The 12,346-nt window shown below is 65.5% G+C and carries 11 protein-coding genes and 1 pseudogene; 9 read left to right on the forward strand and 3 right to left on the reverse strand.

Annotation, left to right across the window (positions count from 1 at the left end; translation table 11 throughout):
• Positions 1-82: 82 nt before the first annotated feature.
• Genes lnt through ccsB form a run of 3 tightly spaced genes read left to right on the forward strand, consistent with a single transcriptional unit; the run spans position 83 to position 4,182 of the window.
• A complete protein-coding gene (lnt, locus tag CH293_RS25990; RefSeq protein WP_094721873.1) occupies positions 83-1,576 on the forward strand; it encodes an apolipoprotein N-acyltransferase in 1,494 nt (497 codons plus the stop codon).
• 13 nt (positions 1,577-1,589) lie between these two features.
• Positions 1,590-3,215, forward strand: coding sequence for a cytochrome c biogenesis protein ResB (locus CH293_RS25995; RefSeq protein WP_176460131.1), 1,626 nt, complete (start codon positions 1,590-1,592; stop codon positions 3,213-3,215).
• 4 nt (positions 3,216-3,219) lie between these two features.
• On the forward strand, positions 3,220-4,182 hold the full coding sequence (gene ccsB / locus CH293_RS26000; RefSeq protein ID WP_032370894.1) for a c-type cytochrome biogenesis protein CcsB: 963 nt from the start codon (positions 3,220-3,222) through the stop codon (positions 4,180-4,182).
• A 9-nt stretch (positions 4,183-4,191) separates the two neighbouring features.
• On the opposite strand, the pseudogene CH293_RS26005 reads toward ccsB, so the two are convergent.
• The 3 genes and pseudogenes from CH293_RS26005 to CH293_RS26015 form a co-directional block, all read right to left on the reverse strand.
• A pseudogene (locus CH293_RS26005) lies at positions 4,192-4,491 on the reverse strand (DUF3703 domain-containing protein).
• Positions 4,492-4,539: 48 nt separating this feature from the next.
• Positions 4,540-6,747, reverse strand: a complete 2,208-nt coding sequence (locus CH293_RS26010; protein WP_032370895.1) for a cation-translocating P-type ATPase — start codon at positions 6,745-6,747, stop codon at positions 4,540-4,542.
• Positions 6,740-7,138 (reverse strand): metalloregulator ArsR/SmtB family transcription factor, encoded by a 399-nt coding sequence (locus CH293_RS26015; RefSeq protein ID WP_032370896.1) that lies wholly within the window; start codon positions 7,136-7,138, stop codon positions 6,740-6,742. Before CH293_RS26015 ends, CH293_RS26010 begins: the two co-directional genes overlap by 8 nt.
• A 136-nt stretch (positions 7,139-7,274) precedes the next feature.
• On the opposite strand from CH293_RS26015, the gene CH293_RS26020 reads away from it, so the two are divergent.
• The 6 genes from CH293_RS26020 to CH293_RS26045 all read left to right on the forward strand — a co-directional run bounded on the left by CH293_RS26020 (position 7,275) and on the right by CH293_RS26045 (position 12,056).
• Complete coding sequence (locus CH293_RS26020) at positions 7,275-7,934, forward strand: thioredoxin domain-containing protein (RefSeq protein WP_032370897.1); 660 nt, start codon at positions 7,275-7,277, stop codon at positions 7,932-7,934.
• Complete coding sequence (locus CH293_RS26025) at positions 7,909-8,556, forward strand: vitamin K epoxide reductase family protein (RefSeq protein WP_094721874.1); 648 nt, start codon at positions 7,909-7,911, stop codon at positions 8,554-8,556. Before CH293_RS26020 ends, CH293_RS26025 begins: the two co-directional genes overlap by 26 nt.
• A 55-nt stretch (positions 8,557-8,611) precedes the next feature.
• Entirely contained in the window at positions 8,612-9,241 is a 630-nt protein-coding gene (locus CH293_RS26030) for a TlpA disulfide reductase family protein (RefSeq protein WP_094721875.1), read from the forward strand.
• Positions 9,238-9,870 carry a TlpA disulfide reductase family protein gene (locus CH293_RS26035; RefSeq protein WP_080729299.1) on the forward strand — a complete coding sequence of 211 codons (633 nt, stop codon included), beginning with the start codon at positions 9,238-9,240 and terminating at the stop codon, positions 9,868-9,870. Before CH293_RS26030 ends, CH293_RS26035 begins: the two co-directional genes overlap by 4 nt.
• Positions 9,867-10,715, forward strand: a complete 849-nt coding sequence (locus tag CH293_RS26040; RefSeq protein ID WP_032370900.1) for a cytochrome c biogenesis CcdA family protein — start codon at positions 9,867-9,869, stop codon at positions 10,713-10,715. The genes CH293_RS26035 and CH293_RS26040 overlap by 4 nt, the downstream gene beginning before the upstream one ends.
• A 99-nt stretch (positions 10,716-10,814) precedes the next feature.
• On the forward strand, positions 10,815-12,056 hold the full coding sequence (locus tag CH293_RS26045; RefSeq protein ID WP_032371006.1) for an Nramp family divalent metal transporter: 1,242 nt from the start codon (positions 10,815-10,817) through the stop codon (positions 12,054-12,056).
• The last annotated feature ends 290 nt before the right edge of the window (positions 12,057-12,346 follow it).

Raw genomic sequence — 12,346 nt, forward strand, 5'->3', positions numbered from 1 at the left:
GTGGCGGCTGTATCGGACAAGTCGAGGTGAAGGGCCCCGAACCTGGGCACGTCTGACCGCAGCGGCAACTTCGGGGCTGGCGATGTACGCCACGTTCCCTCCCGTCGATCTGTGGTTTCTCGCTCCGGTAGCACTTGCAATGCTGCTGTTGGCGGTCCGCGGGCGAGGGGCGCGTGCGGGGGCCGGCTACGGCTTCGTCGCCGGCTCGGCGTTCTTCGTGCCTCTGCTGCCGTGGGTGGGGGAGTACGTCGGATCGGTGCCGTGGCTGGCCCTGGCCGTCGTCCAAGCCCTCTTCGTGGCGCTGTTCGGCGCAGTAGCGGATCGGATGTCCCGACTGGCGTGGGGGCCGGTCTGGGTGGCGAGTGCATGGGTGGCGATGGAAGCGGCACGATCTCGGATCCCGTTCGGCGGCTTCCCTTGGGGCCGCATCGCATTCGGCCAATCCGACGGGCCGCTGCTGCCTCTGGCTGCGGTGATCGGCGCGCCGGGGTTGTCGTTCGTCGTGGTGCTGATCGGGTCCGCCCTGGCCGGTGCTGTTGCCTCCGATCGCATCACCCGCAGAACTGCAGCAGCGTCGTTCGTCGGTGCGGCCACTGCTGTGGGGGCGCTCACGGTGGTGGCTCCACTGTTCGCTCCACCGCCGCAGAACACGGTCACCGTCGCCTTCGTGCAGGGCAACGTCCCGCGTCTCGGTCTCGACTTCAACGCCCAACGACGCGCGGTTCTCGACAACCACGTTCAGCGCACCATCGAGCTCGCCGCCGACATCGACTCCGGCCGCGTGAGCGCACCTGATCTGGTCATCTGGCCGGAGAACTCCTCCGACATCGATCCACTGCGCAACCCCGATGCCGCTGCACGTATCGACGCCGCAGCCCGCGCCGTCGGAGTCCCCGTTCTGGTCGGCGCGGTACTGCGACGAGACGACGGCACCACCACAAACACCTCGATCGTGTGGGATCCCGTCACCGGGCCCGGGCAGATGCACGACAAACGTCAGCTGGTGCCGTTCGGGGAGTACCTGCCGATGCGCACGATCGTCACCGCCCTGTCCCCGTATGCCGCGCAGGCAGGAAACTTCACCCCGGGACAGGGCAACGGTGTCCTCGACCTCGCCGGAGTGCCCGTCGCGGTGGCCACCTGCTACGAGGTCGCCTTCGACGCATTGCTCACCGACTCCGTTCGCGCCGGCGCCGAGCTGATCGCAGTGCCGACCAACAACGCCACCTTTGGTCGGACGAACATGACCTATCAACAACTCGCCATGTCGCGGGTACGTGCGGTCGAACACGGGCGCAGCGTCGTCGTCTCCGCCACCAGTGGCGTGAGCGCCGTCATCGGCGCGCGCGGGGAGGTCGTCGAGCGCACGGAGCTCTTCACTCCCGCAGCTGTCGTCGCCGAGGTGGCACTGAGCACCACCCTCACCCCGGCGACCATCGTCGGCAGCGCTTCGGAATGGGCTGTCACCACCGGTACCATTGCTGCACTTGGCATTTCGATAACTCGTCGGTCGCGCAGATCTGCACCGTACCCGCCAACTACTATGGTGCGTAGTATTCGATGGGCGGGCCAGTGAAGAGTGCGAGGAGATGACAATCGACGAACACCCCAGTGTGCGCTCGCCGGGACTGGTGCGCGGAACAGTGGCGATGCTGCGCAACCGGTGGCGACAACTGACGTCGATGCGCACAGCGCTGGTGCTGCTGTTCCTCCTCGCCGCCGCAGCTGTCCCCGGCGCTTTGCTGCCGCAGCGCAATCTCAACACCCAGGCCGTCGATTCCTTCATTGCCGCGCGTCCGGTTCTCGGGCCGGTGATGGACACGCTGGAAATGTTCGACGTGTTCGCGAGTTCCTGGTTCACCGCGATCTACGTCCTGTTGTTCGTGTCGCTGATCGGCTGTCTGACTCCCCGGTTGATCGAGCACGGCAAAGCTCTTCGCGCACAACCTGTTCGAGTACCCCGAAATCTCACTCGACTACCGTTGCATCATTCGGGCACCCTCGCCGGCGACCCCGAGAAGGTGATCGCCGACATCGCGCCGCACTTGAAAGGGTGGCGTACCGTCGTGCGGCCCGAGCCCGATGGGGCACTGACCCTCTCGGCCGAGAAGGGCTACACCCGCGAGGCCGGAAACCTGCTCTTCCACTTCTCGCTGATCGGCCTGCTCGCCGCTATCGCCATCGGCAAACTGTTCGGCTACGAAGGCTCGGTCATCGTCATCGCCGACAACGGACCCGGTTTCTGCAACACCTCTCCCGCCGTCTACGACTCCTTCCGCGCCGGCAACAGCACCGACGGCACCGGCCTCGAGCCGTTCTGTATCCGGGTCAAGGACTTCACCGCCGACTACCTCGAGAACGGTCAGGCCGAGATGTTCACCTCGAACATCTCCTACCAGAGCGCCGACGACATCGCCGCCGACACCTGGCGCGACTATCAACTCAAAGTCAACGAACCCCTCCGGCTCGGCGACGAACGCATCTACCTCACCGGACACGGCTACGCCCCCGAATTCACCGTCACCTTCCCCGACGGCCAGACCCGCACCGAAGCCCTGCAGTTCCGCCCCGACGACGCCACCACGTTCCTCAGCAGCGGCGCGCTGCGATTCGACCCACCCGGGGGGACCTACGCCACCGCCGACGAACGCCGCCGAGGGCAGATCGCCATCGAAGGACTCTTCGCGCCCACCGCGCAATTCAACGGAAACCTGCTCTCCTCCCGCTTCCCGGAACTGGTCGATCCCGCTGTGGCAGTGGACATCTACAAAGGCGACACCGGTCTCGACACCGGCATCCCGCAGTCGATCTTCTCCCTGGACCAGGAGATGATCAACCAGGGACGGCTGGTCAAGCAGGACCGAGTCAACCTGCGGCCCGGAGAATCGACAACCCTCACCGACGGCACCGTCGTCCGGTTCGACGGGGCCAAGGAATTCGCGAACCTCCAGGTCGGATACGACCCCGCGCAGCGGTGGGTGCTCGTGTTCGCGGTCACGATGATGACCGGACTACTGATCTCCCTGGTGATCACCCGCCGTCGTGTCTGGTTTCGGATCCACCCTGCCGAACACGGCCGCGCGGGCGTGGACATGGGCGGACTGGCTCGCACCGATCACGCCGGCTGGGGACCCGAATTCGAGACCCTCCGGTCACAGATCTGGCCGCAGGCAACTTCGAGCGACTCCGAGACCCACGACAGAGAAACGGTGTAGCGCCATGCCGATCGACGACACCCTCGCCCGCTGGAGCGACATCAGCTTCGAGACCGCGTTCGTGGTCTATCTCCTCGCCGCGATGGCGTTCCTCGGCCAGCTCGCGACGACCCGTGCGGCGACACTGCACAACACGGAGCGACTGCGCACGCGAATAATCGCCGCGACGTCGACGACACCCGGTCGCATTCCCGACGCACCCCGGCGGGTTCCGTCCGAACGCCTGGGGCGCACAGGCCTCGGGCTGGTGATGGTGGCGCTGACGTTGCATGTCGGGTCGATCGTTCTTCGCGGGATCGCCGCCAGCAGGCCGCCGTGGGGCAACATGTACGAATTCGTCTCGGTCACCTGCGCGGCCGGTGTACTGGCTGCACTGGTGGTGCTGCGCTCCAAGCAACTGCGCACCCTGTGGTTGTTCGTCCTGGTACCGACATTGATCCTCCTGTTCGTCGCCGGCACCGTGCTGTACGCCAACGCAGCACCGGTGGTACCGGCACTGCAGTCGTACTGGCTGCCGGTGCACGTCTCCATCGTCTCGCTCGGCAGCGGGGTGTTCTTGATCTCCGGGGTTGCAAGCGCGCTGTTCCTGATCCGCATGAAGCATCCCGAGGCCTCGGGGAGCAGAATGAGCCGAATCGTCGCCCGTCTGCCCTCCGCGCAGACACTGGACATCGTGGCGTACAAGACCACGATCTTCGCATTTCCACTCTTCGGCGTCGGCGTCATCCTCGGTGCCATTTGGGCCGAAGCCGCATGGGGCCGATTCTGGGGCTGGGACCCGAAAGAAACGGTCTCCTTCATCACCTGGATCGTCTACGCCTCCTACCTACACGCCCGCGCCACCAGCGGATGGCGCAACACCCGCGCAGCATGGATCAACATCGCCGGATTCGTAGCGATGCTGTTCAACCTGTTCATCATCAACATGGTCGTCTCCGGCCTGCACTCCTACGCAGGCCTGAACTGATGACTCCCGCTACGTGCCCTCCAGCGCGTCCGCAAGGTCCTGCGGAATGGGCATCGGCGACATCAGTCCCGCCTCGACCCGGCCGGTGTTACCGGCCGGGTATCGCCCCGACCACGATCCTGGAGCAGCGACCACGATCCGAATCAACTGGCCCCAGGATTCGCGCCGATCATGTTCTACCGCCGCAGCTTTCAACATCGCGGCGTGGTTGCGAGCATGCAACCGTCAACAGGGCTGCGAGAGGATGTGTGCTCGTTCGAGGTGGTACCAGCGCACCTCTGTTGTCGATGCCCGTGCTGCTGCGGTCATGTCGATCCCGTAGAGCCTGCGTGCAGTCCGATCACCGCCCGCAGGTCTCTACCTCTGTCCGCGGAAGAGTTCGCCGTACGCGGGGGTCGATGTGCAGCAGGTACATCCATCCGAGCACACGGAGCTGCCATCGTCTGCTCCGATCGCCGACGGTGACGTTGCGGTGGTGGAGGCCAGTAGGTTCCCAGATGCGAGAGGTGCGGTGTTCCTCGGCGTCGGAGCCGGAGCGCAGCAGGCATCCTCGAAGGCCGCTGCGGGTGCGATCGTGACGTTGAGGGCACCGGACGCCGCGGGCGGGGGCACGAACCCGTCCAACGGTGTGGTGCGGGCAGCGCGAATCGCATTGGCTATGACCAGGACTTCGGCGAGTTCGTGGACGAGCACCACAGTCGCCAAACCGAGGACACCGGTGGCAGCCAGTGGGACGAGCACGCCGATGATGGCGATCGACAAGGCGATGTTCTCGATCATGATGCGCCGGGCGCGTCGAGCGTGGGCCAGCACCTGCGGTAGATGCCGGAGGTCTTCCCCCATGAGGGCAACATCGGCGGTCTCGATGGCAACGTCGGTTCCCATGGCGCCCATGGCGATACCGACATCTGCGGTCGCCAAGGCGGGAGCGTCGTTGATGCCGTCGCCGACCATGGCAATCTTGCGTCCGGCCGCGATGTCGGTCAGCAGGGCCGCTTTGTCCTCGGGCAGTAGTTCGGCGTGGACGGCGGTGATGCCCGCCTGGGTCGCCAGAGCCTGCGCAGTGAGCGCATTGTCGCCGGTGAGCATCGCAGTGTCGATACCGAGCGCGGTGAGTTGGCGGACAGCCTCGGCGGCCTCGGGCCGCAGTTCGTCGCGGACGGCGATCGCAGCGATCAGAACTCCGGCGCGTTCGACGAGAACGACTGTGGCACCGCCGCTCTGCAGACGAGCGACGTCGGCGCGGAACACCTCGGAGCTGGGGTGTGTGTCGAACCAGCTCGGTTTCCCGAGCCTGATCGCGGCACCGTCGAGGGTGCCGGTCAGGCCGTGCCCGGCGATGGCAGTGACATCATCGGCGGCCGCGACGGTCGATACGGAGGCCAGTACGGCGCGGGCGAGTGGATGCTCGCTGCGCGCTTCGAGCGCAGCAGCAACGGCCAGCGCGGCGTCGCGGCTGATTCCCGCAGCGGTGACGACGTCGACGACCTCCGGTCGTCCTGCGGTGAGGGTGCCGGTCTTGTCCAAGGCGACGACGCGAATGCGGCCCAGCTCTTCCACTGCTGCACCGCCTTTGATCAATGCCCCGTTGCGACTCGCAGCCCCGATCGCCGCCACCACCGACAGCGGCACCGAGATGGCCAACGCGCACGGTGATGCCGCGACCAGGACCACCAGTGCGCGTTCGAGCCACAACATGGGGTCACCGAGCACCGCACCGACGCCGGCGACGAGTACGGCGAGAATCATGATCGAGGGCACGAGCGGACGTGCGATACGGTCCGCCAGCCGTTGGCCGGCCCCTTTGCGGTCCTGGGCCTGTTCGACGATGCGGACGATGCGAGCAAGCGAACTCTCCGATGCCGGCGCGGTGACGGTGACCTCGATGGCCCCGCCGCCGTTGATGGCACCGGCATGCACCTCGTCACCGACACCGGCTTCGATGGGCACGGACTCGCCGGTGATCGCAGACACGTCCAGATTCGTCGAACCGCGAGCGATGGTGCCGTCCGTGGCAGCTCGCTCACCCGGCCGCAGCACCATGATGTCCCCGATCACGACATCGTCGGGGGACAGGGCCTGCTCGGTTCCACCGCGCAGGACAGATACCGTCGGCGGCACCAAGGACAGGAGTGCGCGCAGTCCGCGGCGGGTCTTGGTGACCGCGTATTCCTCGAGCCCCTCGGCGACGGAGAACAAGATACCGAGCATCGCGGCCTCGGGGATCTGGCCCAATGCGATGGCACCGAGCAGCGCGATCGTCATCAGCGTGCCGACACCGATGCGTCCGTGTCGCAGATTTCTCACCGTCGCGGGAACGAAGGTGACGGCGGCGATCGCGGCAGCGATCAGAGCGCCGACGGTCGCAACCGCATCGGCACCCGTTCGACCGAGCAACCACGATGCGCCCAGGATGATCGCGGCGGCCGAGGCGAGTTGCAGCTCGCGGACCTGCCACAACCTCGGGAGTGCATCGGTTGGAGCTGGACCTCCCGTGCCCGCACCGTCAGCAGTGGATTCGGTGGTCGGCGCTGCCGGGGTAGGTCCGCAGCACGCGTCAGCCATGATCGACCCCGGTGACTTCAGCGACGATCGAGGTGGTGGGCAGTACCTCGGTCAGTGTCGCGAGCAGTCGGGTGCCGCGGTCGGTGAGCGCATACATGACCAACTTTCCGTCTCTGTTCGATGTGACGGCGTCCGCGGCTTTGAGTTTGCGGAGATGGTGGGAGACCAGCTTCTGGCTCTGTCCCACGATCCACGCGATGTCGCAGCCACACATCTGCCCGCCGGCGTTCAACGCGAGCGCGATGGTCAGTCGGGTGGGGTCGCCGAATGCTCGGGCAGCGTCGGCGACCGGTTCGATATCGCCGAGCGCGGGCAGAGTAGCGCGCACCCTCTCGGCGTGAGGGAGGTCCATACACAACAGATCGCACGAGTCCAGAGGTTCCAAGGCCATGGGCACAATCTAACAATCATGCGATCGTTAGGGAAGGACCATTAGTCAACGTTCGCACGATTGTTAGTGTCATAGCGGGTCGAAACGCCCATATCGGGCCCATTGATCAGTCCGAACGAATCGAGAAGGTAGTTGTATGAGCCGAGCGTTGAAGATTTCCTTGTCCCTGGTGATCGTGTTCGCCGCCGCGTTGGCTGTATTTCTGGTGGTGGATCGATCGGGGTCTCCGGATGCTGCCGCCGCCGAGCAGGCCGCGACCGACCCTGCCTCGATTGCGGTGCGCGAGAACAGTCATCGGTTGAACTCGGTGCCCGACGGCCGGGTCACGTTCGTGGAGTTCCTCGACTTCGAGTGCGAGGCCTGCCGATCGGCCTACCCGGCGATCGAGCAATTGCGTGAAGAGTACGGCGACCGGGTGAGCTTCGTGGCCCGCTACTTTCCGATCGCCTCCCACTTCAATGCCGAACGAGCCGCACGCGCAGTCGAGGCCGCGGCCCAGCAGGGCGGATTCGAGGCGATGTATCAGCGCATGTACGAAACGCAGGCGCAGTGGGGCGAACAGCAGGTTCCGCAGGACGAGTTGTTCCGCAGCTTCGCCGTCGAGCAAGGGCTCGACATGAGCGCCTTCGATGCCGCCTACACCGACCCTGCGACGCTCGCGCGCATCGAGGCCGACGTCGCGGACGGGATCGCGCTCGGCGTGCAGGGCACCCCGACGTTCTTCCTCAACGGCACCAAGATCGAACCCACCACCTACGGAGACCTCGCCGATGCCCTCGACGCTGCACTCGGCTGACCCCGCAGCCGCTCTCACCCGACGCAGCGGACCGTTCGCCCGGGGCCTGCCCTGGCTGCTACTGGTGGGCGGCCTGATCGGCCTGACCGCCGCGTTCGTGCTCACAGTAGAGAAGTTCGCTCTGGCGCTCGATCCCGCCTACGCCCCGACCTGCAGCATCAACCCGGTACTCAACTGCGGATCGGTGATGGACACCCCGCAGGCGTCTGCGTTCGGATTTCCCAATTCCCTTCTCGGGATCGCAGGCTTCGCCGTCGTGGCGGCAGTGGGTGCCGCCCTTCTCGCCGGTGCGGTGTTCGCGCAGTGGTTCTGGGGTGCACTGCAGGTCGGTGTCACTGCTGCCGCAGTCTTCGTGCACTGGCTGATCGCGCAGAGCCTGTACGAGATCGGTGCCCTGTGCCCGTACTGCATGGCGGTGTGGGCGGTCACCGTACCGATCTTCTGGTACGTCACGCTGCGCAACCTCGACCGCGCCAGGTCGAAATCCGCTCTTGGGCAATGGTTTCGGCCATGGCTTGACTCGCTGATTCGCAATCACTCGATTCCACTGACCGTGTGGTTTCTCGTCCTCATCGCCCTGATCGCGCAGCGTTTCTGGTCGTACTGGTCCACGCTCCTATGATCCGCGACGTACCGTTCGCCCCTCTGCCGCTCTCTCGAGAAAGAAGGTCACGGCGATGACGCGCGGCTGGTCGATCGTCATGCTCGTCGTTGTCGTTGCATCGATCGTTGCACTGTGGCCCCGCTCCGGTGGCGTCGAGGGCGGCCCGTCCGAGGCCATCGCCAACAATGTCGCGCCGGTCGGACCCGAACCCACACTGTCCCGCCCGCCGGATGACGCGGCACGAGCAACAGCGCTACCGCTGTGTCCGCCGCCGGTACCGCGCGAAGGCGGTCCGCTGGCAGGAGTGATAGCGCGCTGCATCGGCAGCGCCGACGATGTCGATCTCGCCGACGTTCTCGGAAGCGAGGTGACGCTGATCAACCTGTGGGCATCCTGGTGCGGCCCGTGCCGCACCGAGATGCCCGTACTCGATGCCTACACCGCAGAACCCGACGCGATCCCAGTCATCGGAATCGACGTCGAGGACCGGCCCGCGGACGCGGCCGCGCTGCTCACGCAACTGGGCGTCCGCTATCCGAACTACATCGACGGCGGCAGCGTCCTGGACGCGCTCTCGGCACCGCCGGTCCTTCCCCTGAGCTTTCTCCTCCGCCCGGACGGAACGGTCGAGCGCGTCACCGACCCGACGGTGTTCGAGACGGCAGACCAGATCCGCACTGCAGTAAAGGATTTCACCTCATGACACGCTTCCCACCAGTGTGGGTCGGTGCGCGCCGTCAGGGCAGCACGCCCACCGCGGCAATTGGATCGATTCTTGCCCTCGTACTACTGATCTCCGGATGCTCCGACGGCGCACAGGCTGCGCCCCCGGGAGGCAGCTTCGACTTCGTCGCCCCCGGCGGTCGAACCGACATCGTCTACGATCCCCCCGAAACACGCGGAACCATAGGCGAACTCGCCGGCCCCGATCTGATGGAGGAAGGCAAGACGACCGCTCTGTCGGACTACGACGGCAAGGTCGTCGTGATCAATCTCTGGGGCCAGTGGTGCGGCCCCTGCCGCGGCGAAGCCGACGACCTCGAAGAGGTCTACGAGACCACCCGCGAGCGTGGCGTGCAATTCCTCGGCCTCAACGTCAGAGATCCACAGAAGGACAAAGCGCAGGACTTCGTCGTCGACAACGACGTCTCCTACCCCTCGATCTACGACCCCTCGATGCGGACCCTGATCGCCCTCGGCGGAAACTACCCGACCAGCGTGATCCCCTCGACGCTGGTACTCGACCGTTCACACCGCGTGGCCGCGGTCTTCATGCGCGCCCTGCTCACCGACGACCTCCTTCCCGTCGTCGAACGGATAGCCGCGGAATGACGACTCTTCTCGCCCAAGACATCGGGTCGGCCTTCCAGAACGCGGCATCGAGCGGGCCCCTACTGCTCGCGATCGCGGCATGCATGCTCGCCGGGCTGGTCTCGTTCGCCTCCCCGTGCGTGGTGCCGCTGGTGCCGGGATACCTGTCCTACCTGGCAGGAATCGCCGGTGCCGACGCCCAATCAGCCGATACCCGATCGCCCCGCACCTCGACCACCGGCACCTCGACCACCGACACGTCGTCGCCGGAGCTGGCGAATCGCTGGCGTGTGGCCGGCGCAGCGTCGTTGTTCGTCGCCGGATTCACGATCGTCTTCGTCCTCGCCACAGCCTCGATCTTCGGAGTCATCGGCACCTTGCGCATCAACGAGCAAGTACTTCAACGAGTCGGCGGCGTCATCACGATCATCATGGGTGCAGCGTTCATCGGATTGATACCCGTTCTGCAACGCGACACCCGATACGCACCTCAGCAGATCTCGTCCCTCGCCGGAGCGCCGCTGCTCGGCGGTGTGTTCGCGCTCGGCTGGACACCGTGTCTGGGCCCCACCCTCGCCGGCGTTCTGTCTGTCGCGGCAGGAACCGAAGGTGCAACCGCAGCCCGCGGGGTCACTCTCATCGTCGCGTACTGCATGGGACTCGGCCTACCGTTCGTCGTCCTCGCGTTCGGCTCGAGTTCGGCGATGCGAGGTGTGGGGTGGCTTCGAAGGAACTCACAGAAGATCAAGATCGCGGGCGGTGTCATCATGATCGCCGTCGGCATCGCGCTGCTGACCGGAGTGTGGGGGTTGTTCATCGCCTGGATCCGCAACGAATTCGTCAGTGCAGTGGTCCTGCCCATCTGATCGAGATGTCGCCAAACCACCCCGCCGCATTGCATTGTTCGGGTAGCCGAACTATATTTTCAGGGTCCTGACATACTGTTGGTGCCGGAGGGTGTGGTCATGTCTGTGCTGCAGCGCCGATCGTCTCGGCCGCCCTCGAGGTTTCGGTCGGGCCTCGTTCTGCTCGGACCCGCTTTCGTCGCAGCGATCGCCTACGTCGACCCCGGCAACGTCGCCTCCAACGTCAGCGCCGGTGCGCAGTTCGGATACCTGCTGGTCTGGGTGATCGTTGCCGCGAACGTGATGGCCGGTCTCGTCCAGTTCCTCTCCGCCAAACTCGGCATCGTCACCGGAATGACACTGCCCGAAGTAGTCCGCGAGAAGTCGAGCAGGACTGTGCGACTGGCATATTGGGGGCAAGCAGAGGTGGTCGCCATGGCGACCGACCTCGCCGAAATCGTCGGCGGTGCGATCGCCCTCTACCTGCTCTTCGACCTGCCGCTCCTGATCGGCGGCCTCATCACCGGGGCCGTATCGATGATCTTGCTGATGGTCCAGGATCGCCGGGGCCAACGGCCCTTCGAGTTCGTGATTCTCGGGCTACTCGGTGTCATCGCCGTCGGATTTCTTGCCAGCGTCGTCGTGGAACCGCCATCGTTCACCGAGGCCGCCGCCGGTCTCATTCCGCGGTTCGACGGCGCGGAAAGTGTGTTGATCGCCGCCGCGATGCTCGGTGCGACGATCATGCCGCACGCGGTGTACCTGCACTCCGGTCTAGCACGTGACAGGCACGGACACCCCGAGGCAGGGCCCGTCCGTCAGCGGTTGTTGCGGATCACCCGGATCGATGTCGGGTTGGCGATGCTGCTGGCCGGGGCAGTGAACATGTCGATGCTGCTGTTGGCGGCCTCGACGCTGGGGGGCCGCGAGGGCGTCGATTCCATCGACGGAGCTCACGCAGCAGTGGGTGACACTCTGGGGCCGGTGGTAGCACTGCTGTTCGCGGTGGGCCTGCTGGCCTCGGGCCTTGCATCGACATCGGTCGGGGCGTACGCGGGGGCGATGATCATGGACGGGCTACTACGTAAGCGCATTCCGATTCTGGTGCGACGACTGGTGACACTTGTTCCCGCACTGGCAATTCTGGCAGCAGGAGTCGACCCCAGTCGGGCACTGGTCGTCTCGCAGGTCGTGCTGTCGTTCGGTATCCCATTCGCGTTGATTCCCTTGGTGCGGTTCACCTCGGACCGCATCCTGATGGGCGGCGATGTCAATCACCGGATCACGGCATACGCGGCATGGCTCATCGCGGGAATCGTCGTCGCACTCAACATTGCACTGATCTATCTGACCGTGGTCTGACTGCACCAAAACCGGGATCGCATCAGTCCTCGGTGTCGGCAGAGTCACCCTCTACCGACACCTCGCCGCCCTTCAGCAGTCAGCGGGGGAGAGGCCGCGTACCTTTCTTCCACACCAACGGGCCACAGTGCCACTGCGGCAGCGAGAGTCGAGCACTCCTGCCTCAATTTTTGCAGGATTCTGTGGATCTAAGTCACACGCTCTGAGCCCAACGGCGTCCTCGAGCGCTTCGACGGCACCGCACCACCACACCTGCTCTATCTCTGAAGCCAGGACGAAGTACGGCGCGA

Source organism: Rhodococcus sp. 14-2470-1b (genome assembly GCF_002259415.1).
GTDB lineage: Bacteria > Actinomycetota > Actinomycetes > Mycobacteriales > Mycobacteriaceae > Rhodococcoides.